The sequence below is a fragment of the Nocardia sp. NPDC059195 genome (assembly GCF_042754695.1).
In the GTDB taxonomy this organism is placed as follows: domain Bacteria; phylum Actinomycetota; class Actinomycetes; order Mycobacteriales; family Mycobacteriaceae; genus Nocardia.
Genome location: NZ_JBHZBG010000009.1, coordinates 74,177 through 95,558 on the forward strand (window position 1 = coordinate 74,177; position 21,382 = coordinate 95,558).

Here is a 21,382-nt window from a genome sequence, read left to right on the forward strand (position 1 = left end):
CGCTATGCGGGGCGGGTACCTCACGTCGCTCGCACCCGTCGAGCCGCGAGGTCGAGCAGAACATCGCTGGTCAGGCCCGGTGCCGTGGCGAGAAGTTCAGCCTCGGTGAACGCACCGGCACGCAGGCCGCGCAGCACAGTGCTCGCCAGAGCTTCGGCGGTTGCGGGCTCGTCCATGACGCCCCCGCTGCGCCGGTCCAGATAGGCGATCAGGCGCGGCACCGCCACCTCCGACGCGCCGCGGAAGAAGTCGTAGGTGGCCAGCCAGCGGGTGACCAGGTGGCCGGGGTGCATGTCCCAGCCCTGGTAGTAGCCGCGGCGGAGCGCCCGGTCGACCAGGCGGTGATGGTTGGCCATGGCGCCTTCGGGATCGACGTCGGGGACGATCTGGGTCGAGCCGTCGCAGATCCACACTCCCGTCTGCGCGGCGGCGACCTGCATCACCGACTTGGCGTAGTCGGCGGCGGGATGGTCGAGGGCCTGATCGGTGGCCGCGATACCGCAGGCGGCGGTGTAGTCGTACGTCCCGAAATGCAGTGCGCTACAGCGACCGTCGGCCAGCTGGATCATCTTGACGATGGGCGCGGTGCCGTCGGGGGCGATGATCGCCTGCGGGCTCTCGATCTGCAGTTCGAAGCGCAGCGACCGTTCGGGCAGGCCGTGGCCGCGCTCGAGTCCGGTGCACAGGTCGACGATCGCCGACACCTGTTCCGCGGCACGGATCTTCGGCACGGTGAAGACGAAGCCGGGCAGCGCGCCACCCGCCCCGTCGAGGACGAGCTCGAGGGTCCGCAACGCGCGCCGACGTTCGTTCGCGGCCAAGCCTTTCGTGCGAACACCGAATGACACCGGAGCGCCGGGCTTTTCGGCCCACGCCGCCAGCGCCTCACCCGCCGCCTTCGCGGCCGCGTCCTCGTCCGCGTCGGCACGGAATCCGTAACCGTCTTCGAAGTCGATGCGCATGTCCTGCACCGGCCGGTCCGCGAGTTGGCGGCGGACGGCCGGTAGTGAGCCGGTGACGTCGAGGCCGACGAGGAAGTCGGCGTGGCGATGCAGCAACTCCAAGGCCGCAGCACCCCACTCATCGGGGGTCTGCGCGGTGGCGCGATCGGCGGGAACGTAGGCGGTGTGCACGGGCTGGACGCGGTCACCGGCGCCGGGGTAGCGCACGCGCAGTTCGGCGTCGACGGAGTCGAGAATGGCGTCGATACGGGCTCGAATATGTTCGGGCAGGCGAGTATTCACCCGGCGGTTCCTTCCTGGATGAGCCGCCACACACGGTCGGCGGTCATCGGTAATCGGTCCGGGCGGGCACCGACGGCGTCGCGGATCGCGTTCGCCAGGGCCGGGGCCACCGGGTTGTAGGGGGACTCACTCATCGATTTGGCACCCAGCGGGCCCAGTTCGTCACTGGTTTCGGCGAAATAGACCTCGGTGCGGGGCAGATCAGCGAACTGTGGAATGTGATAGTGGCGCAGTGTCCTGGTGGTCACCACTCCGTGCTCGGACCGCATGTCCTCGTAGAGCGCGGTGCCGAGTGCTTGCGCGACCCCGCCTTCCACCTGTCCGCGCAGCTGCACCGGATTGAGCACGGTGCCCGCGTCGGCGACCTGGATCGACTGCAGGATCTGTACCGCACCGGTCGACGGCCGCACCGCCACCCGGAACGCGTGGACATTGAAGCTCACCGAACGCGGGGTGCCCGCGTGGGTGCCGTGGGCGATCAGCTCACCGTCGGCGAGCAGCTGGGCCGCGGTGATCAGCTCGTCGCCGCAGCGCACGCCGTCCGCTTCGAGCAGGCAGTCGCGTTCGGGGTGACCGCTCACCTTCGCCGCCCTGGCCAGCAGCATCGCGTGCAGTTCGAGCGCCGCCGCGTACGAGGCCTTGCCCGCGACCATGGTGCCGGTGGAGCCGAACGCGCCGGTGTCGTGGCCGACGACGTCGGTGTCGGACTGGCGGATCACGATCCGCTCCGCGGCGGTGGCCAGTGCCGTCGCCGCGAGCTGGGCGTGGACCGTGGTGGTGCCATTACCGAATTCCGCTGTACCGACCCCGATTTCGTAGCGCCCGTCCGGGAGCAGGCTCGCCGTGGCATCGGCATGGTGTCCGCGCGGGGGTACGGTCGCGATCATCGCCACGGCCATCCCCGCACCCACCCGCCATTCCGGACCGGGTGCGGCGACACCATTGCCGCGACGCAGTGCCTGCTGGGCGGTGTCTAGACATTGGTCGAGGCCGTAGCTACCGAAAGTCAGGTCGGATTCGTCGATTTCGGCGCCGGTGAACTGATCGCCCGGGATCACCACATTGCGGCGGCGGAATTCGAAGGGGTCGATACCGAGCTCGCGGGCCAGTTCGTCGATCGCTGATTCCACGCCGAAGATCACCTGGCCGAGCCCGTAGCCGCGGAACGCGCCGGAGGGAATGTTGTTGGTGTACACCGCTTGTGCGTCGACCCGCTTGTTCGGGCAGCGGTAGACGGCCACCGATTCGCCGACGGAATGGAACATCACGCCCGCGCTGTGATTGCCGTAGGCGCCCCCGTCGGCGAGGACATCCACCGAGAGGGCGGTCAGGATGCCCGCCGCGTCGGCTGCCGCGGTGACCGCGACGCGCATCGGGTGACGGCAGGTGGCCGAGGTGAATTCGTCGGTGCGGGTGAACTCGTATTGCACGGGGTGCCCGGTGCGCAGCACGGCCAGCGCGATCAGGTCCTCGGCCAACATCTCCTGCTTCGCCCCGAACCCGCCGCCGACGCGAGTCGCGAACACCCGCACGCGATCTCGGTCCAGTCCGAACACGTGGCACAGTTCGTCGCGCACCAGGAAGGGCACCTGCGTGCTCGATCGGACGACGAGCCTGCCCGCGTCGTCGAGCCAGCCGATCCCACCGTGGGCCTCCAAGTGCACATGCTGCACGCGAGGTGAATTCCATACGCCACGCACCACTTTCGCGGCCCGCGCGATACCGGCGTCGAAATCGCCGACACCGCCGTGGATCTCGGCGATCAGATTGCGCCGCGCATCGGCGATCCGCGCGGAGTCCGGCTTGTCGGCATGCAGCTTCGGCGCGTCATCGGCCAAGGCCGCCTCGGGTTCGAATACCGCGGGCAGCACTTCGTACTCCACGTGCAGCGCTCGCACTCCGGCGCGTGCGGCATGCAGGGTCTCCCCCACCACCGCGGCTACCCGCTGTCCCGCGAACCGGACCGTTCGATCGAGGACGAAGGTGTCGTCCGGATCGTCCTCACGCAGTTCGTGGCGAGCCGTGGAGAACGCGGTTCGCGGTCCATCCACATGCGTCAACACCGCGTGCACACCCGGAACAGCCCGCGCCGCGTCCACATCGATGGAGACAATCCGCGCATGCGGGTGCGGACTGGCCAGCACCGCCAGATGCCACGGCGCAACCGGCGGCATCTGGTCCCCCGCCCCCGGCACCACATCCATCGTGAACGCTTCCTCACCTCGCACGATCCGCGCCCCCGCGGGCGCCCGCACCCCGTCCCCGATCTGCCCGGCCCGATACTTCCGCCGCATCACCCCACCGACCCGCGCCGCCACCCCCAGCACGGCATCGGCCCCAACCTCAGGCCCCTCCTCGACCGATACACCGGTGACCTCACCAGCCAGTCGACCCGAGTTTCCTTGTGCCACATAGGACTCCACCGCAGGTCCCGCCGCAATGACCCGCTGATCCGATCGCGCCACCTCATCGCTTCCCGGCCGCATGTCGCCGACAGTGGAATGAGTCTGACCATCATCGCTACTCGCCGCGGTGACCGGGGACGCGGCAGGCGGAGTTCCGGCGTCAGGCGACTCCGCGCTCGCCTGCCGCGCGGCTTCCTCGGCAGTTGTACACAGTGATGCACAGGGTGCTGCCAAGGCATCGGCGATGGCGCGATAGCCCGTGCAGCGGCAGAGGTTTCCCTTCAGCAGCTCGGCGCGTTCGGCGTCGATGACTGCCTGAGCAGGCAAGTTATCCACAGCTGTGTCGGGCCGGACGGCGGCCAGACCCGACGCTGTCACCACCATTCCGGCGGTGCAGAAACCACATTGGAAGGCGGCGTTCTCGACGAAGCTGCGCTGCACCGGGTTCGGGCCGTCGGGATCGGCGAGGCCTGCTGCCGTCGTCACCGCGCGGTCGGCGGCGCGGTGGGCGGGGATCAGGCAAGAGTGGACGGGTTCGCCGTCGAGCAGCACCGAGCAGGCGCCGCAATCGCCGGAGTCACAGCCTTTCTTGACCGCGAGCTCGCCGTGTTCGCGCAGCAGCGTGCGCAGGCACTGGCCGGGGCGCGCGGTCACCTCGACCGCGTGGCCGTCGATATCGAGCCTCATGTCGGCCACGCGCTGGGCGACGTCGTAACCGGCGAGGCCGGCACCGCCGGCGCACCGTGCTGCCCGAGGTGCCGGTCCGGGTCGAGTACCGGCTGACTCCGATCGGCGAGGACTTGTTGCCGGTGATACGGACGATCAAGGGCTGATCCGAGCAGCACCGGGTTCGAATGCTCGCCGCCCGCGCGGCCTACGACGCGACCATCTGAACTCACGATGCCTCCTCCCCGAGTTCAGCCGCGACCTCGGCGGCCAGCAACCCGGTCACGTGCTCGCGCCAGTCCGGCGCACCGTGTGGATCGTCGAACCACACGTCGTTGCCCAGGTCGGCCAGCGCGCCGGTCAGCTCGGATCGCGAAGGGACGGCATCGAAGTCGAGGACTATCGGGCGTACGGTCGCCGCGGTGATGGTGATCGCGCATCGGCCGTCGGACTCACGCCTGCCCATCACGACCGAACCGGAACGCCCGAGCGGAGCCAAGGCGATCTGGCGAAAGCTGGTGCGCGCCAACAAACTCGAGGTGGGGACCAAGAATGAGCGTACGACAGCTCCCGACGCCAGCAGGTTCTCGCCCGGCCCGGTAACGAAGTCGCGCAGGGAGATTCGTCGCTCGCCGCCGCCTCGTGGCCAGATCACCGCCGACGCGTCCAGGGCGACGAGCGCGCCGAGTACCGCCCCGGCCGGCAGGGAAAGACACACATTCCCGCCGACCGTCGCGGTGCGCCAGATCTTGTGTGAAGCCAGCAGCGCCCGGCAAGCCTGGGCGAACAGCGCCGTGCCCGGCCACTGCGGCCGCAGCATCGGGGTGCCGAGTTCGCGGCCGGGGCGGGCACCGGCGAACTCCGCCAGCGTGCAGGTCGCGGCGATCTCCAGCCCCTGCGCGGATGCCGTCAGCGGCGCCCAGCCGAGCGTGGTGATGTCGACGAGCCGATCGAGGTGATCGTGCGGTTCGGAGAACAGGAAGGTGCCACCCGCCAGCACCGCGCTGCCCGCTCCGACCTGCGCCAGATCGGCGCGTTCACGGGCAAGAACAACCTCGGAAACAGTATCCAGATCCACGTTCACCTCGCTTACCTCACCAGCCACAGTAGGGGCCGGGAGTTGCCACGATGTTGCACGAAACCCGCGCCGGATTGCGCCGCGGTTAACCCGATGTACGCCATCCAGTGTGCGCCGATCCGGGCAAAACCGCAGTTCAGCACGTCGCCGCCACCATCGAGCACTGCTGGTCGCGATGTGGGCAGGTTGGAATCCACGCGCCGGTCGACTTCCACGCCGGTCGGCCGCGCACTCGCCCGAACCACGCACCGACCCTGGCGACACAGCGCCGCCGTGACCCCACCCGCACGCCGAAACCACCTGCGCCTCCCGGAGCACGGTCAACGCCGACGCATTCCGGGCATCCCCGGAATCGAACTCGGTCCGACGCGCAGGCAACACCTGCCCCGATTCACCCCGGCGGCTCTCACGCGCCGGCCAGCAGCGTCGCCTGCGCCTGCGCGACATCGGCACCCACCGACGCCTCGTCCACTGTCAGCACCACGTCGTCGCGAACAACCTCACGCCCGTTCACCACCAAGGCGGCCAACGGTGGCGCCGACCCGAGGATCAGCGCGACGACGGGGTCATCGATACCGGCGTGCGCGGGCGTATCCAGCCGCCACAGCGCCAGATCCGCCAGCTTGCCTGGCTCGATCGACCCGATCTCGTCAGCTCGTCCGAGCACCCGCGCACCACCCATGGTCGCCAGCTCCAGCGCCGTGCGCACCGTCATCGCCCCCGGACCGCCGACCGCCCGCGCGTACAGCAGCGCGTTGCGCGGTTCCTCGATCATCGAACTCGACTCGTTGCTGGCCGCACCGTCGACGCCGAGACCAACGGGCACACCGGCCGCCACCAGGTCCGCGGTCCGCGCGATCCCGGCGCCCAACCGGCCGTTGGACGTCGGGCAATGCGCGACCCCGGTCCCGGTGCGAGCCATCGCGGCGATCGCCGGGTCGTCGAGATGCACGCCGTGCGCGTACCAGACGTCGTCGCCGAGCCAGCCGAGCTGTTCCATGTATTCAGCGGGCGTGCAGCCGAAGCCCTCCCGGCAGAATTCCAGCTCATCGAAGGTTTCGGCGAGGTGAGTGTGCAGCCGGACCCCGGCGGATCGGGCCAGCGCCGCGGACTCGCGCATGAGGTCGGCGGTCACCGAGAAGGGCGAGCAGGGGGCGAGCGCGATCCGCACCATCGCGTCGAAGGACGGGTCGTGCCAGTCCGCGATGGCTGCGGCGCTGGCGGCGAGGATGTCGTCGATCGACTCCACCACAGCGTCCGGCGGCAGCCCGCCCTTGCTCTGCCCGAGATCCATCGAGCCGCGCGCCGGGTGGAACCGCAGACCCACATCGGCCGCCGCCCCGATTTCCGCGGCGAGCAGATCGCCGCCACCACGCGGGAACACGTAGTGATGATCCGACGACGTCGTGCACCCACTGCGTGCCAGCGAAACCAGCGCGCCGGTGGCCGCCGTCCGCACCGACTTCTCGTCGATCCGCGTCCACACCGGATACAGCCTCGTCAGCCACTCGAACAGTGTGTGGTCGGCGGCCAGCCCCCGGGTGATCCACTGGTACAGGTGGTGGTGGGTGTTGACCAGGCCGGGCGTGAGCACGCAGCCACGCCCGTCGATCCGCGCGACCTCAGGGCCGAACGCCGGCGGCTCACCCGCGCCGACGGCATCGATCTTGTTGCCACGCACCGTGACCCAGCCATGTCGATACTCGGTGCCCGCCGCGTCGACGGTCACCACCGCACACCCGTGGATCAGCAGCTCGGGCGCGCTCACGGCTGCCACGCGATCCCCGCATCGGGCGCGTCCGCGCGCGCCAGGGTGGCATGGATCGAACCGTACGGCCGGTCGGCCGCCCAGAACACCTCACCTTTGTTCTCGATCTCGAACTGCGCGAGGTCGTAGTCGAAGTGGTGCTTGTTCGGCGCCGACAACCGGATCTCCGCGAGCATCGGAAAACGTTCCAGCGCCGCCGTTCCCATCGCGTACAGCGTCTGCTGCAGCGCCTTGGAATACGTGGTCGCGAACAGCTCGAGCAGGGTGGCGCGAATCCCGGCGTACACCTCGTCCCAGTCGAATCCACTGGTCTCGGCGAACCGCCACTGGACCACCAGCGAACTGGCCAGCACGCGATCGTGGGTCGGCGCGAGGGTGGTGTACTCGTCGGTGAGGAAGTCGGCGAACTCCGAGCCGGTCGACTTGAGCAGCACCAGGTCCTTGATCCCGCCGATCACCCACCGCTGCTGCCCGGCGCCCTTGCCCGCCACCGTCACCGCGGCCGTTCGCACCTCGGGCCCCTGACGCACCCAGGTGTGATCGTGTTCGGCACCACCGATCGAAACCCGCTGCCAGCCATAGGAGTCCACGTCGATGCGCGCGCTCGACACCGGCTCGACCGTATCGACGAAATGCTTCGCCAGCGCGATCGCGTAGTCCTCGATGGTGTCGAGGCCGGGCTTCTTCGAGTAGATGAACGCGGTGTGTTTCTGGGTATCGGTGGGCAGGACGTGACGCTGGTCACCATCGGTGTATGCCGCCTCGAAATCGCCGCGCAGCGCGGTCGAGACGTTCACATCGCGAATCTCGTGGCGCGCGTTCTCTTTGGAGAAACGCACAACCCGATTCTCGGCTTTGCCATATCGATGGTCGGTCAACACGATCGGACCACTCAGTGCCATCTCAGCTCCCTCGGTAGGTGGAATAGGCGAACGGCGACAGCAGCAGCGGCACATGCACGTGCGGCTGCTCACCCACCGTGAACGCGACGCAGACTTCCGGATAGAAGGTGTCGGCACCCTGCGCCGCGAAGTAGCTGCCGGTGTCGAAGAACAGCCGGTAGTCACCCGGATTCAGCCCGGCCGCGAGCTCTTTCACCCGCCCGTCGGCATCGGTGAGCGCTTCGGTGAGCCGCTGGTCGTCGCGCATGAGCCACACGGCGACACCCACGGCGGGCACCCCACGCACAGCATCGAGGACGTGGGTACTCAGGCTCGTCACGGCGCCACCAGCCCCGCCAGGCGCAGACGATTGATCTTCGCCAATTCTGTTCGCATGACCTGCCTTTCGGTAGCCGAATCGTTGTCCAGCCGCGCCCGCAATACCGCGAGCAACTCCTCACCGCCGCGGCCTGCCGCGCAGACCAGGTAGATATGGCCGAACTTCGCCTCGTAGGCGCGATTGCCCTCGGCCAGCGCCGAGCGCACGTCCGCGCCCGCCACACCGGACTGTTCGCGCGCCGACGCCGCCGAGGTCGGGCGGTCGCCGATGCGCGGGTGACCGGCCAGCGCCTCGTCGATTTCGTCGTCATCGAGTGTCGTCAATGCCGCATCGGCGGCCGCCAACAGCGATTCCCTGGTCGAGTAGGGACGCGCGGCCGCGATCACCCGTGCCCAGCGTGGCGCCGAGCAACAGGCAAGCAATGCCTCTTCGGCAGTCGCCGCAGGTAGATCGTTGAAAACCGCGAGGCTCAACCCTTCGCTCGTCATCGATCCAGCATCGCGCGATCCCCGCCCTGCCGCCACCGCTGTGCACTCCATCACGTCGGCGTGTCGTCGTCGCCGCGCTCCCCTGCCGTAATCGACCGGCAACATTGCGTCATTACCTTCGCTCACATGCCCTCATTCGACCCTTCCGCGCACGCGTCGTGCACGGGCATCGTCCTCGCGGCGGGTGCGGGCACGCGATACGGCAAACCCAAGGCACTCGCCGAGAACGGCGCCTGGTTGCGCTCGGCGATCACCGCCCTGCGCGACGGTGGTTGCGATCCGGTGATCGTCGCGCTCGGTGCGACCGGACCCGATCCGACCGATCTCGGACTGCCCGACGGCACCGAGTGGCGGTGGGTCGCCGACTGGGCGACCGGACTCGCCGCGACGGTGCGCGCGGGCCTGCGCGCCGCCACCGAAACCGACACTCGCTATGTGGCTTTTTTGCCCGTCGACATCCCCGATATCGGGGCCGATGTGGTCGCCAGAGTGCTCGCCGCGGCGCGTTCGAGCCAGAGCGGACTTGCCCGTGCTGTGTTTCACGCCACACCTGGGCATCCCGTTGTGATCGAGAACAAGCACTGGGAAGCCATTTCGGAGGTAGCCGCAGGCGATATCGGGGCCGGTTCCTATTTGGGCGGTCGACAGGATATGGTGTGCGTCACGTGCGACGACTTGGCGACAGGGACCGATCGCGATTTCCCGGAAGTCGGCGCACGGTGATCGGAGTTGTGAGATATGCGCGATATCGTCGATGACCTTCTGCGAGTGTGGCATTCGGGCCGTACGGGCGGCCTTGCCACCGTGGTCCGTACCATCGGCACCAATTCCCTGCCCATCGGCTCTTCGATGCTCGTCACCCCCAATGGTGGCGTCTTCGGATCCATCGCCTCCGGTCGATTGGAAGAGACCGTCTACGAGGCGGCATTGGAAGCGGGCCGCACCGGCGTTCGGCAACTGCGTCGCTACAGCATGCTCACCGGTATGGAATCGAGCGCCGACGACGGCACGCTCGTCGATATCTTCGTAGAGCCGTTCTCCTGCCGCGATTTTCCCGAATTCCCCACCATCGCCGCCGATATCCAAGCCCATCGCCGGGTCACCGTGTTCACCGTGGTCTGGAATCAGGATCCCGATGTCATCGGCCAGCATCTGGTCACCGACCGCAAGCACGCGACCGAACTCGTCGCACTGCCCGAGTCGGATCTGTTCGTCGCCTCGTACTGCCCGCCGCCGCGCCTGATCATCTTCGGCGCCAACGCCTATGCGGCCACCCTCGTCGCGCAGGCGCGGATGATCGGCTACCGGGTGAGCATCTGCGACTCGCGTCCCGAGTTCGCCGACCCGGCCTCGTTCCCCGGCGCCGAAGTGGTCGTCGACTGGCCGCACCGCTACCTCAACACCCTCTCGGCCGCGGGCGAGATCGACAACAGCACCGCCATCGTCGTGCTGGCCAACGAGCCGCGCTTCGAGATCCCGCTGCTCACCGTCGCCTTACGCCTACCCGAGCTCGGCTACCTAGCGGCCCTCGGCACCCCCGCCGACCAGGCCCGTCGCCTCGACGACCTGCGCGCGGGCGGCTTCGACGAGCCAACCCTGTCCCGCGTGCACGTGCCCGCGGGCCTGGAATCGGGCCCGCGCACCCCCGCCGAGACCGCCGTCTTCATCACCGCCGACTTCCTCGCCTCCCGCGCTGGTCTGCGCCTGGCCGCCCAGCGCGACTACGGTTCCGCCGCAGTGGGACTGGCGATCTAGGGGTCAGCCTCTCCGCCTGTCCGGCGGGGAGATATTCCGTGCAGCATTCACATCACGATCATGCGTGATTTTTTCTGGAACCCATTTTCTTTGCCGGACAATGCCTGTTGCAATCGCCGCAATAGTGGTTCTGCTCGCCGAAAAATTTCGGTGAGGCGATGGGCTGTCCGTAACTCTGCGTCCGAAATTGGGCGCACTCCCTCGCACCGCGCTTGTTCACAATGGGGCCATAGCAATAGCGCATGACAAATCACAGCGAGTTCACGAGGCGACCCCACGAAGGACGAGTAGCTGGTCGCAGCAGCACTTCCGAATCCGGAGCTGTATTGCGCGGCAGATATCCGTGCTCGAGGTCACCGACAAAAGTGAACCGGTAACGATTCGGTCGGGCGAAAGGACATAGAGTGTCAGACAGGATCTGACAGCCCTGCAGGCGTTGAGCGCATATGCTCTCGGCGACCGGGGGAAGCACTGCGATGACGTGCCCGACAGGGCCCGTGGACTGGAACCGACTGTTCGATGAAGCTCTCTGCACTACGTACCGTGGCCGCGCTGCGCACCACCGCCGTGGCTCTGACCGCCGCATTGTCGGTGGCCGTTGTCGCCGGTGGCGCCGCCACCGCCGCACCCGAGAAGCCCTCAGCCGTGTCGTCCATCGTCAAAGATGGACGCGTGTGGCACCTGAAGGTGTATTCGGCGGCGATGAAGAAGGACATCACGATCGACGTGCAGCGTCCCGTCGACGAGTCCAAGCCGGCCCCCAACTTCTACATGCTCAACGGCCTCGACGGCGGTGAGGGCACCGCTAGCTGGGCCGCGCAGACCCAGGCGCTGAGCTTCCTGGCCGACAAGCAGGTCAATGTGATCCAGCCGATCGGTGGCCGCGGCAGCTACTACACCGACTGGAAGCAAGAAGACCCGAAGCTCGGCCTGAACAAGTGGCGCACCTTCTTCACCCAGGAGCTGCCGCCGCTGCTCGACGGCGCCCTCAACTCGACCGGCCTCAACTCGCTGGCCGGTCTGTCCACCTCCGGCACCTCGGTGCTGCAGCTGGCCGAGGCCAACCCGGGTCTGTTCAAGTCCGTCGCCGCCTACAGTGGCTGCGCGCAGATCGCCGACCCGATGGGCAAGCAGGCCGTGAAGTTCTCCGTGGAGACCTGGGCCGGTGGCAAGACCGCGAACATGTACGGCCCGGACAACGATCCGGCGTGGGTCGAGAACGACCCGGTCATCAATGCCGAGAAGCTGCGCGGCACCAACCTCTACATCTCCAGCGGTAGCGGCATGCCGACCAACGCCGACGTCGCCTACTACCTCAACGGTTCGCCCGGCCCGATGGGCGTGATCAACCTCGGTCTCGGTATCGGCATCGAAGCGGCGACCAACGCTTGCACGCAGAACCTGAAGACCAAGCTGGACTCGCTCGGCATCCCGGCGACCTACCAGTTCACCCCGATGGGCACCCACTACTGGCCGTACTGGGAGCAGGCGCTGCACGAGTCGTGGCCGCTGCTCGCGCAGGGCATGGGTATCTGATTTCCCACTGAAAACGGGAGGCATCCGAATCCGGATGCCTCCCGTTTTTGCGTTGTGGGCGAGCTACGTTGTCGGCGCGACCGCGGTGCGCACTGTGAGCCCGGAGCGGATGAAATAGGCGATCTCCTCGCAGATCTCGTCGACCGAGATCGCGTCACCGGGAACAGTGGCGTGCACCATCTCCTGGGCGAGCGAATTCACCGCGCCGATTACCGCGAGGCCGAACAGGTGCAGGCTGCGCGATTCCGCTTCGCCGCGCTCGGCGGCACGTTGCGCTTCCCGGGTGAGCAGTGCCGAAATCGACCGCCGCTGCGCGCGCCGCCATTCCTCCACCACCGGACTCACCCCGACGACCTCGACATAGAACACCCGCGCTGCCCGGCGATCACGGCAGGTCACCGCGAGGAACGCGCGGAAACTTTCCACCACGCGTACCACCAGCGGCTGTTCACTGGTGCTTTCCAAGGCCTCGTCGAGGCGGCGCAGCGCGGCCGCGTTCAACCGGTCGACGAGTGCGATCAACAATGCCTCGCGGCTACCGATGTCTTCGTAGAAACTGCGGGTCGACACATTCGCGGTCGAGCACAGTCGCTCGATCGAGGTCGACGAATATCCCTGGGTGCCGAATAGTTCCAGCGCCGCGTCGGTCAACCTGTTGCGGCGTAGCGCGACTCGCTGCTGGCGCGACAATCCACCGTAACTACGACCACTATCGGTTACATCCGCACGCCGAACCACGGATGCATGCTAGCGCGCGATCGCCCGGCAGCCAGGCGATTCGCCATTGTCGCGGTGAATTGCGCTGACACACGGGAATTGTCGAAGCGCGACGATCAATTCTGTTCGGTAGTTGGTTCACCCTCGTCGAGCGGTTCGGCCAACGGCCAGCCACCGGCCGCCAGATGCGAAGCCACGCGCGAGACATCGTCGGGCGCGGGCTGCTCCTTCGCGAAATCGGCGATGGCCGCTTCGATTTCGGCCTCGCTGATCGACTCCCGATTCGGATTCGCCTCCACCAGCTTCTCGCCGATCACCACCACCTCGTAGTCGGTGAGGTGGCGGTGCAGCACCGCGAACAACGCGACGTAGTCCGACTGCGGAATGCCCTGCGGATACCCGGCCCGCAACCAGCCGAGCACCCGCGAGAGCAGGTTGCCGCGGACCGACGGGCTCGGCGGGGTGGGGTTCGGATCGGTCATGGCGTCCTCACTCATGATTGGCCGAACAGGTGGATGCCGAACTGGTGGGCGATGAATGCCTTGGCGGTGAACAGGATTCCGGAGATCACCACGACGACGATGAGGAGCAGGCAGATCAGCGCACCCGCCAGCGCCGGATAGTTGCGCTGTACCCGGCCCTCGGCGTCGACGGTCTCGGCATTGGCCCACCACCGCACGGCGAAGGCGAAGACCGCGGGTACGCCCGCGCCGAAGATCAGCGCGGCGAGCACCACTTCCCACAGTGAACTCAGATTGGTGATCACGGTATTCATGATCGCTCCCCTCTACCCGGCGTGGTTCTGGTCGATCGGCGACGGTGCCGAGGTGGGTGGCTGATGGCCCTCGGGCCATTCGTTCACATTGTGGGTGCCCACCGGGTCCCGGCGCGACCGGAGGTAGATCCCGAGCGATCCCGCGATCAGCAGCCCGAAGACCACGAGGACGCCGGCGAGACCGCCGATGAGGTGCGCGATCGCCCAGCAGATCGCGCCGACGATGCCTGCCATCGGCAGGGTCAGCAGCCAGGCCACGGCCATCCGGCCCATCACCCGCCAGCGCACCTCGGCGCCCTTGCCGATGCCGGTACCGAGGATCGCGCCGGTCGCGGTCTGCGTGGTCGACAGCGGCAGGCCGAAGTGGGCCGAGGTGAGGATGATCGCCGCCGAGGTCGACTCCGCCGCCAGACCCTGCGGCGACTCGATCTCGACCAAACCCTTGCCGAGGGTCCTGATGATCCGCCAGCCGCCGAGATAGGTACCGAGGGCGATCGCGACCGCGCAGGCCGACATCACCCACAGCGGCATGTGGTCGTCTTTGTCCAGCGAGCCGTAGGCGACCAGCGCGAGGAAGATGACGCCCATCGTCTTCTGCGCGTCGTTGGTGCCGTGCGCCAGCGAAACCAGCGAGGCCGAGCCGATCTGCCCCCAGCGGAAACCCTCGTCGGTCTTGCCCCGGTCGACGCCGTGGGTGATCCGATACACCAGGAACGTGCCGATGGCCGCCACCACGGCCGCGATCGCCGGCGCGAGCAGCGCGGGCAACACGATCTTGATCAGCACGCCGTCCGAACCCGATGCCCAGATCACACCGTTCCAGCCGAGCGCGGCGATCGTCGAGCCGATCAAGCCGCCGAACAGCGCGTGCGAGGAACTCGACGGCAGGCCGAGCAGCCAGGTGAACAGGTTCCACAGGATGCCGCCGACCAGGCCGGCGAAGACGATGACCAGCAGGTCATGTCCGCTCACTTCGTTCAACTGCACGATGCCCTTGGCCACCGTCGCCGCCACCGACACCGACAGAAACGCACCGATCAGATTCAGCACACCGGACAGGGCGACCGCCGTCTTCGGCTTGAGCGCACCAGTGGCGATCGAGGTCGCCATGGCGTTGGCCGTGTCGTGGAATCCGTTGGTGAAGTCGAATGCGAGAGCTGTGACGATGACGATCAACAGGACCATTAGTTCGGCGCTCACCCGAACAGTGTGTCGTATGCCGGCGCCGGATTGCCAAACTGTTGCGGGTAAGTCGCGCGAACACGGGTTGACCTCAGCCGATCGCGCGCACCGCATCGATCGTCTCGGCCTGCGCGGGCTCCTTGTCCGGCCGATAGCGGACTACTCTGGCGAAGCGCAGCGCCACCCCGCCCGGATATCGGGTACTGGTCTGGACGCCGTCGAGCGCGATCTCGACGACGAGTTCGGGGCGCAGGTACACCGTCTGCCCGTCTCGGTGGGTTTCATGCCGCGGGAATTCCTCGGTCTGCCAGCGCAGCAGTTCGTCGGTGAGACCCTTGAAGGTCTTGCCGACCATCACCGGCTCGCCGGTCTCCGGATCACGGGCGGCCAGGTGCAGATTGGACAGGAAACCGGTGCGGCGGCCGTAGCCCCATTCGGCGCCGATCACCAGTAGATCGAGGGTGTGCGCGGGTTTGATCTTCTGCCAGGCCTTGCCGCGTCGGCCCGCGGCGTACGTGGCATCGAGCGCCTTGACCATCACGCCCTCGTTGCCGACGGCCAGTGCGTCGTCATAGCAGTCGGCGGCGGCCTCGGGGCTCGGCGCGATGAGCGCGGGGATGCTGTGTTCGCCCGCGACCTGCTCGAGCGCGACGCGGCGGACACGCAGTGGTTCGTCGATGAGGTCGACGCCGTCGAGGTGCAGGCAGTCGAAGAAATAGGGGTGCAACTGGCGTGGATCGCCGATGGTGGCGAACCTGCTCATCGTTTCCTGGAACGGGCGTGGGCGGCCCGCGTCGGTGAGGGCGAGAGTTTCGCCGTCGAGGACCACGGTGGTGCAGTCGAGGGTTTTGACCAGGTCGACGAGTTCGGGGACGCCGGTGGTGATGTCGCGCAGGGTTCTGGTGAAGACCCAGACCTGGTCGCCGTCGCGGTGCACCTGGATGCGGGCGCCGTCGAGCTTGTGTTCGACGCTCACGTCGGAGCCCAGCTCGGCGAGGGCCTGGTCCAGTGAGCCGCCGGGCGAGGCCAGCATCGGCGCTACGGGGCGGCCTACCTCGAGCCGGAAGGCCGACAGTGCTTGTTCGCCCCCGGCGAGCGCGGCGATCGCGGTGGTGGGGAGTTGGCCCGAGAGCATGTGGGCTCGGCGCACCACCTCGACGGGGATACCGGTGGATTGTGCGAGTGCCTCGACAACGATCGCGGTGAGCGCGCCCTGCCGCAGTTCGCCGGTGAGCAGGCGGATCAGGAAGGACTGCTCTTCCTCTGTTGCCGCGGTGAAGAGCGCGGTGAGCAATTCGCGACGCCGGTTGGCCGAGCCTTTTCCGGTGAGCCCGGTGAGCTGGGAGAAGGTTTCGTCCACCTCGCCGACGGTCAGGCTCGCGTCGCCACTCGGTGGCGTATCGAGCCCGGTCACCGTGCGCCAACCGGCTCCGATCCGCCCCTGCACCAGCTCACCGGACAGCCACGCCACCACAGTGCCGATCTCGGCTGGCCCGGCGGCACCGAAAAGCTCGGCCAGCGCGGCGATTTTCGCCTTGCGCGACCTGGTCGCTCGCACGCCCGCGGAAGCCGTGACGACATCGCTGAACAGCACCTCACGACAGTATCGCGAGGGTGTGACACAGAGCTCGAGCCCGTTGTTAAGAATCCTTTGGCAAGCCTGCGAAATCGCCCTTAAACTGGACATATGGCCAAGACCTATGTCGGAGCGCGGCTGCGCCAGCTGCGCACCGAGCGTGGGCTGAGCCAGGTCGCGCTCGCGCAGAAGTTGGAGATCTCGGCCAGCTACCTCAACCAGATCGAACACGACGTGCGACCGCTCACCGTGCCGGTGCTGACGCGCATCAACGAGGTCTTCGGCGTCGACCCCACCTTCTTCTCCGCCCAGGACGACACCCGCCTGATCGCCGAGCTGTCCGAAGTCGTGATGGACGCCGAGCTCGGCATCGAGGCCGACACCCAGCAGATCGCCGACATGGTCTCCGCGCATCCGTCGATGGCACGCGCCCTGGTGGCCATGCACAACCGCTACCGCAACACCAGCGCGCAGCTGGCCGCCGCCACCGAGGACCGGTTCTCCGACGGTTCCGGCAGCGCCGCGATCAGCAAGCCGCACGAGGAAGTGCGCGACTACTTCTATCAGCGCCAGAACTACATCCACGAATTGGACACCGCCGCGGAAGATCTCACCGCCCGCATCCGATTCCACGGTGGCGAGGTGAGCACCGAGATCGTGCGCCTGCTGCGCGCGCACGGCGTGCGGATCAGCGAGCGCATCGACCTCGGCGAGGGCGTGCTGCACCACTTCGACCCCGAGACCAAACAGCTCGAGATCTCCCCGCACCTGTCCGGCGGCCAGCGCACTTTCAAGCTCGCCGCCGAGCTCTCCTACCTCGAGTGCGGCCCACTACTCGAAAAACTGGTCGAGGAAGGCAATTTCGCCTCCGACGCCTCGCACAAACTCGCGATGCTCGGCCTGGCGAACTACTTCGCGGCCGCGATGGTCTTGCCGTACACACACTTTCACGAAGTAGCCGAGAACTTCCGCTACGACATCGAGCGCCTGTCGGCCTTCTTCTCGCAGAGTTTCGAAACCATCTGTCACCGCCTGTCCACCCTGCAACGACCGACCCTGCGCGGCGTCCCCTTCTCCTTCGTCCGCGTCGACCGGGCGGGCAATATGTCGAAACGCCAGTCCGCCACCGGTTTCCACTTCTCGGCCAGCGGCGGCACCTGCCCGCTGTGGAACGTCTACGAGACCTTCGCCTACCCCGGCAAGATCATGACCCAGATCGCCCAGATGCCCGACGGCCGCAAATACCTCTGGATCGCCCGCACCGTCGAACGCCGCGCCACCCGCTATGGCCAACCCGGCAAGACCTTCGCCATCGGCCTCGGCTGCGAACTACGCCACGCCGGCCACGTCGTCTACGCCGACGGCATCGATCTCGGCGAAGCCGTGGCCACCCCCATCGGCGCGGGCTGCCGAGTCTGCGTCCGCGCCAACTGCCCCCAGCGCGCCTTCCCCCCACTGGGCAAGGCCCTCGACATCAGCGAACACCGCAGCTCGGTCTCGCCCTACCTCATCAAGTAGCGACAGTCCGCTCAGAAGGCTTCCTCCGGGACGGCCATGATGTCGTTGTCGATGGTGGCGAGGATGTTCTTGGTGGCGGTGAGTTCGGGCAGGACGTTCTTGGCGAAGAAGCTCGCCGCGGCGACTTTGCCCTGGTAGAAGGGACGGTCCTGCGGGGCGGCCTCCGCGGCCAGTGCGGCGGCGGCGATGTCGGCCTGGACCAGCAGGCGCCAGGCGATGAGGAGGTCGCCGACCGACATCAGGAAGCGGACCGAGCCGAGGCCGACCTTGTAGAGCTCAGCGGGGTCGGTCTGGCCCGCCATGGCGTAACCGGTGAGGGTGGCGGCCATGGCGCCGACGTCGGCTTGGGCGGTGCGCAGCAGCGCGCGCTCGGCGGCGAAGCGGCCGGTGTCGTTGTCCAGGTAGACGCTGATCTGGGTGTTCACGTGAGCCAAGGCGACGCCGCGATCGCGAATGATCTTGCGGAAGAAGAAGTCCTGGGCCTGGATCGCGGTGGTGCCCTCGTAGAGGGAGTCGATCTTGGCGTCGCGGATGTACTGCTCGATCGGATAGTCCTGCAGATAGCCGGAGCCACCGAAGATCTGCAGCGACTCGGTGAGCAACTGGTACGCGCGCTCGGATCCGACGCCCTTGACGATCGGCAGCAGCAGATCGTCCACGCGGTGCGCGGTCTCCGGATCGGCACCGGATACCAGCTGCGCCACATCCTCGTTCTGATGTGCGGCGGTATACAGATACACCGCGCGCAGCCCCTCCGCGTAGGCCTTCTGCATGGCCAGCGACCGGCGGACATCCGGGTGATGGGTAATGGTGACGCGCGGCGCCGCCTTGTCGGCGATCTGCGTCAGGTCCGCGCCCTGTACCCGCGTCTTGGCGTACTCCAGCGCGTTCAGATACCCGGTCGACAATGTCCCCGACGACTTCACACCCACCGTCATCCGCGCGTTCTCGATCACCTTGAACATCTGGGCGATGCCGTTGTGCACATCGCCGACCAGCCAGCCCTTGGCGGGCACCGCGGTGCCGCCGAAGGTCATCTCGCAGGTCGGCGATGACTTGATCCCCATCTTGTGCTCGACACCCGTCACATAGACACCATTGCGGTCGCCCAGTTCCAGCGTCTCGGGATCGAAGAGGAACTTCGGCACATAGAACAGCGACAGCCCCTTGGTGCCGGGACCGGCTCCTTCCGGCCGCGCGAGCACCAGGTGGACGATGTTCTCCGCCAGATCACCCACGTCACCGCCGGAAATGAACCGTTTCACGCCCTCGATGTGCCACGACCCGTCGGGCTGCGGCACGGCCTTGGTGCGGCCGGCGCCGACATCGGATCCGGCATCGGGCTCGGTGAGCACCATGGTGGCCTGCCACCCGCGCTCGAACCCGCCGCGTGCCCAGCGTTTCTGCTCGTCGTTGCCGACCCCGTAGAGCACCGAGCCCATCAGCGGGCCCATATTGAAGAAGCTGGCCGCCGGATTGGCACAGATGATGAGCTCGTTGATCGCCCACATCAGCGCGTTCGGGGCGGCGGTGCCGTCCATGCCCGCCGGCATGCCGAGGCGGTACCAGCCCGCCTCGCGCACCATGTCCACCGTCTTGCGCAGCGGTTCGGGCACGGTGATCTCATAGGTATCGGGATGGAAGACCACCGGGTGCCGGTCGGCCTCGGCGAACGAGTCCGCGATCGGCCCCTCGGCCAGGTGTTTCACCTCGTCGAGGAGCTGGCGCACCGTATCGGAGTCCAGGTCGCCGTAGGCGCCGGTATCCAGGAGCTTGGCGAGGTTCAGCACCTCGAACAGATTGAACTCGATGTCACGCACGTTCGCCTTGTAGTGCCCCACTGGGCCCTCCTCGACTGACCGCACACGGCCCGATTGCCGTGTGGCTCGGCTGCTCGACGTCGTACAAATCGAAGCGTGCCGCATCGCCACATCCCTACGCAACCGTAGGCAAGCCGATCCTTCGGCAGACCGCCGGCGAAGAATTCACATGGATGAAACAGACGAAACGGACACGTGACCGGGAGACATTCGGGTGCAACACGTTCCATCTACTGTCTCGAATCACGAATACAGCAGCTGTATACAACTCGGTGTACATCCAGTCGCCGGGAGCAGCGGCGGTGTTCGTTGTGGCGCGTATGGCGCCACCGTTACACCTGATGAGGAGAACCGCCCATGTCTGAATCCCGTTTGGTCAAGGCACTTGTCGTGCCTGCCGCGGTGGCCGTCGCCGGCCTGCTGCTCACCGGCTGTGGTGCTCGCGACGACGCGTCGACCGGCTCGACCGCTGCCTCCTGCGTCGACACCAGCAAGGACACCATCAAGGTGGGCTCGCTGCACTCGCTGTCGGGCACCATGGCCATTTCCGAAGTCACCGTGGCCAATTCGACCAAGCTGGCGATCGACCAGATCAACGCGGCGGGCGGTGTGCTCGGCAAGAAGATCGAGATCGTCCTCGAAGACGGCGCCTCCGACCCCAAGACCTTCGCCGAGAAGGCGGAGAAGCTGATCAGCTCCGACTGTGTCGCTTCGGTATTCGGCGGCTGGACCTCGTCGAGCCGTAAGGCCATGAAGCCCAAGTTCGAGAACCTGAACTCGCTGCTCTACTACCCCGTGCAGTACGAGGGTCTGGAAGATTCCAAGAACATCTTCTACACCGGCGCCACCACCAACCAGCAGATCATCCCCGCGCTGGACTACCTGAAGCAGAAGGGCATCACGTCCCTCTACCTGGTCGGCTCCGACTACGTCTTCCCGCAGACCGCCAACCGCGAGATCAAGGCCTACGCCGCGGCCAACGGCATCGAGATCAAGGGCGAGGACTACACCCCGCTCGGCTCCACCGACTTCTCCACCATCATCAACAAGGTGCGGGCCGCCAAGGCGGGCGCGGTGTTCAACACCCTCAACGGTGACTCCAACGTCGCCTTCTTCCGCGAGTACACCAACGCGGGCCTGAAAGCCGCTGAGATGCCGGTGGTTTCGGTGTCGATCGCCGAGGAAGAGGTCGCCGGTATCGGTGCGCAGAACATCGCGGGCCAGCTGACCGCCTGGAACTACTACCAGACCGTCGACTCCCCGGCGAACAAGAAGTTCGTCGCCGACTACAAGGCCGCCTTCGGCGCCGACAAGCCCACCTCGGACCCGATGGAAGCCGCCTACGCCTCGGTCTACCTGTGGAAGAACACCGTCGAGAAGGCGAAGTCGTTCGCGGTGGCCGACATCCAGGCCGCGGCCGACGGCGTGAGCTTCGACGCCCCGGAAGGCACCGTCACCATCGACGGCTCCAACCACCACATCACCAAGACCGCCCGGATCGGTGAGATCCGCCCCGACGGCCTGATCTACACCGTCTGGGATTCCGGCAAGGCCATCACCCCGGACCCGTACCTGAAGTCCTACGAGTGGGCCAAGGGCCTGAAGTAACTAGCCCGATAGATGTGGGACGCGC

At 67.1% G+C, this 21,382-nt stretch carries 19 protein-coding genes; 6 read left to right on the plus strand and 13 right to left on the minus strand.

Annotated elements, in window-relative coordinates:
- Window positions 1-20: 20 nt before the first annotated feature.
- Together ACFXKN_RS14010 and ACFXKN_RS14015 are read right to left on the minus strand one after the other, a co-directional pair.
- Window positions 21-1,244: a DUF6986 family protein gene (locus ACFXKN_RS14010; protein ID WP_379433083.1), complete on the minus strand. Its 1,224-nt coding sequence runs from the start codon at window positions 1,242-1,244 to the stop codon at window positions 21-23.
- Window positions 1,241-4,336 carry a molybdopterin-dependent oxidoreductase gene (locus ACFXKN_RS14015; protein WP_379433129.1) on the minus strand — a complete coding sequence of 1,032 codons (3,096 nt, stop codon included), beginning with the start codon at window positions 4,334-4,336 and terminating at the stop codon, window positions 1,241-1,243. Before ACFXKN_RS14015 ends, ACFXKN_RS14010 begins: the two co-directional genes overlap by 4 nt.
- 68 nt (window positions 4,337-4,404) lie before the next feature.
- Between ACFXKN_RS14015 and ACFXKN_RS14020 the strand changes: the two genes are divergently transcribed.
- Window positions 4,405-4,482 carry a winged helix-turn-helix transcriptional regulator gene (locus ACFXKN_RS14020; RefSeq protein WP_378943200.1) on the plus strand — a complete coding sequence of 26 codons (78 nt, stop codon included), beginning with the start codon at window positions 4,405-4,407 and terminating at the stop codon, window positions 4,480-4,482.
- Window positions 4,483-4,544: 62 nt separating this feature from the next.
- Here the strand turns inward: ACFXKN_RS14020 and ACFXKN_RS14025 are convergent, their stop codons facing one another.
- From ACFXKN_RS14025 to uraD, 5 genes are all read right to left on the minus strand, one after another.
- Complete coding sequence (locus ACFXKN_RS14025; protein ID WP_379433130.1) at window positions 4,545-5,393, minus strand: FAD binding domain-containing protein; 849 nt, start codon at window positions 5,391-5,393, stop codon at window positions 4,545-4,547.
- A gap of 406 nt (window positions 5,394-5,799) precedes the next feature.
- The gene (locus tag ACFXKN_RS14030) at window positions 5,800-7,170 is read right to left on the minus strand and encodes an 8-oxoguanine deaminase (protein WP_378941686.1); all 1,371 of its coding nucleotides are present in this window, start codon (window positions 7,168-7,170) and stop codon (window positions 5,800-5,802) included.
- Entirely contained in the window at window positions 7,158-8,063 is a 906-nt protein-coding gene (pucL, locus tag ACFXKN_RS14035) for a factor-independent urate hydroxylase (protein ID WP_379433084.1), read from the minus strand. The genes ACFXKN_RS14030 and pucL overlap by 13 nt, the downstream gene beginning before the upstream one ends.
- A 1-nt stretch (window position 8,064) precedes the next feature.
- On the minus strand, window positions 8,065-8,382 hold the full coding sequence (uraH, locus tag ACFXKN_RS14040; RefSeq protein ID WP_378941706.1) for a hydroxyisourate hydrolase: 318 nt from the start codon (window positions 8,380-8,382) through the stop codon (window positions 8,065-8,067).
- Complete coding sequence (gene uraD, locus ACFXKN_RS14045) at window positions 8,379-8,870, minus strand: 2-oxo-4-hydroxy-4-carboxy-5-ureidoimidazoline decarboxylase (RefSeq protein ID WP_379433085.1); 492 nt, start codon at window positions 8,868-8,870, stop codon at window positions 8,379-8,381. The genes uraH and uraD overlap by 4 nt, the downstream gene beginning before the upstream one ends.
- Window positions 8,871-8,996: 126 nt before the next feature.
- Between uraD and ACFXKN_RS14050 the strand changes: the two genes are divergently transcribed.
- The 3 genes from ACFXKN_RS14050 to ACFXKN_RS14060 all read left to right on the plus strand — a co-directional run bounded on the left by ACFXKN_RS14050 (window position 8,997) and on the right by ACFXKN_RS14060 (window position 12,161).
- Entirely contained in the window at window positions 8,997-9,593 is a 597-nt protein-coding gene (locus ACFXKN_RS14050) for an NTP transferase domain-containing protein (RefSeq protein WP_378941729.1), read from the plus strand.
- A 15-nt stretch (window positions 9,594-9,608) separates the two neighbouring features.
- On the plus strand, window positions 9,609-10,625 hold the full coding sequence (locus ACFXKN_RS14055; protein WP_378941736.1) for an XdhC family protein: 1,017 nt from the start codon (window positions 9,609-9,611) through the stop codon (window positions 10,623-10,625).
- Between the two features lie 519 nt (window positions 10,626-11,144).
- Complete coding sequence (locus ACFXKN_RS14060) at window positions 11,145-12,161, plus strand: alpha/beta hydrolase (protein ID WP_378941741.1); 1,017 nt, start codon at window positions 11,145-11,147, stop codon at window positions 12,159-12,161.
- 63 nt (window positions 12,162-12,224) lie between these two features.
- On the opposite strand, the gene ACFXKN_RS14065 is transcribed toward ACFXKN_RS14060, so the two are convergent.
- The 5 genes from ACFXKN_RS14065 to ACFXKN_RS14085 all read right to left on the minus strand — a co-directional run bounded on the left by ACFXKN_RS14065 (window position 12,225) and on the right by ACFXKN_RS14085 (window position 16,429).
- Window positions 12,225-12,899 carry a TetR/AcrR family transcriptional regulator gene (locus tag ACFXKN_RS14065; RefSeq protein WP_378916408.1) on the minus strand — a complete coding sequence of 225 codons (675 nt, stop codon included), beginning with the start codon at window positions 12,897-12,899 and terminating at the stop codon, window positions 12,225-12,227.
- 95 nt (window positions 12,900-12,994) lie between these two features.
- Window positions 12,995-13,360, minus strand: coding sequence for a DUF3349 domain-containing protein (locus ACFXKN_RS14070; protein ID WP_379433086.1), 366 nt, complete (start codon window positions 13,358-13,360; stop codon window positions 12,995-12,997).
- A gap of 11 nt (window positions 13,361-13,371) precedes the next feature.
- Window positions 13,372-13,653, minus strand: a complete 282-nt coding sequence (locus tag ACFXKN_RS14075; protein WP_378941751.1) for a hypothetical protein — start codon at window positions 13,651-13,653, stop codon at window positions 13,372-13,374.
- A 12-nt stretch (window positions 13,654-13,665) separates the two neighbouring features.
- Entirely contained in the window at window positions 13,666-14,853 is a 1,188-nt protein-coding gene (locus ACFXKN_RS14080) for an anion permease (protein WP_378941760.1), read from the minus strand.
- Window positions 14,854-14,926: 73 nt separating this feature from the next.
- Complete coding sequence (locus ACFXKN_RS14085) at window positions 14,927-16,429, minus strand: ATP-dependent DNA ligase (protein ID WP_379433087.1); 1,503 nt, start codon at window positions 16,427-16,429, stop codon at window positions 14,927-14,929.
- Window positions 16,430-16,522: 93 nt separating this feature from the next.
- Between ACFXKN_RS14085 and ramB the strand changes: the two genes are divergently transcribed.
- Window positions 16,523-17,929: an acetate metabolism transcriptional regulator RamB gene (gene ramB, locus ACFXKN_RS14090; protein WP_378941779.1), complete on the plus strand. Its 1,407-nt coding sequence runs from the start codon at window positions 16,523-16,525 to the stop codon at window positions 17,927-17,929.
- Between the two features lie 11 nt (window positions 17,930-17,940).
- Here ramB and ACFXKN_RS14095 read toward each other — a convergent pair whose 3' ends face one another.
- Complete coding sequence (locus ACFXKN_RS14095) at window positions 17,941-19,770, minus strand: acyl-CoA dehydrogenase (protein WP_379433088.1); 1,830 nt, start codon at window positions 19,768-19,770, stop codon at window positions 17,941-17,943.
- Between the two features lie 336 nt (window positions 19,771-20,106).
- On the opposite strand from ACFXKN_RS14095, the gene urtA reads away from it, so the two are divergent.
- Window positions 20,107-21,357 carry an urea ABC transporter substrate-binding protein gene (urtA, locus tag ACFXKN_RS14100; RefSeq protein WP_378941793.1) on the plus strand — a complete coding sequence of 417 codons (1,251 nt, stop codon included), beginning with the start codon at window positions 20,107-20,109 and terminating at the stop codon, window positions 21,355-21,357.
- Window positions 21,358-21,382: the final 25 nt, after the last annotated feature.

What these genes read in the sequence shown, in the direction of transcription:
- ACFXKN_RS14060 (WP_378941741.1), top strand. Translation starts at nt 11,145, where the DNA reads ATGAAGCTCTCTGCACTACGTACCGTGGCCGCGCTGCGCACCACCGCC.
- pucL (WP_379433084.1), bottom strand. Translation starts at nt 8,063, where the DNA reads ATGGCACTGAGTGGTCCGATCGTGTTGACCGACCATCGATATGGCAAA.
- urtA (WP_378941793.1), top strand. Translation starts at nt 20,107, where the DNA reads ATGTCTGAATCCCGTTTGGTCAAGGCACTTGTCGTGCCTGCCGCGGTG.
- uraD (WP_379433085.1), bottom strand. Translation starts at nt 8,870, where the DNA reads ATGACGAGCGAAGGGTTGAGCCTCGCGGTTTTCAACGATCTACCTGCG.
- ACFXKN_RS14015 (WP_379433129.1), bottom strand. Translation starts at nt 4,336, where the DNA reads ATGAGGCTCGATATCGACGGCCACGCGGTCGAGGTGACCGCGCGCCCC.
- ACFXKN_RS14050 (WP_378941729.1), top strand. Translation starts at nt 8,997, where the DNA reads ATGCCCTCATTCGACCCTTCCGCGCACGCGTCGTGCACGGGCATCGTC.
- ACFXKN_RS14075 (WP_378941751.1), bottom strand. Translation starts at nt 13,653, where the DNA reads ATGAATACCGTGATCACCAATCTGAGTTCACTGTGGGAAGTGGTGCTC.
- ramB (WP_378941779.1), top strand. Translation starts at nt 16,523, where the DNA reads ATGGCCAAGACCTATGTCGGAGCGCGGCTGCGCCAGCTGCGCACCGAG.
- ACFXKN_RS14055 (WP_378941736.1), top strand. Translation starts at nt 9,609, where the DNA reads ATGCGCGATATCGTCGATGACCTTCTGCGAGTGTGGCATTCGGGCCGT.
- ACFXKN_RS14070 (WP_379433086.1), bottom strand. Translation starts at nt 13,360, where the DNA reads ATGACCGATCCGAACCCCACCCCGCCGAGCCCGTCGGTCCGCGGCAAC.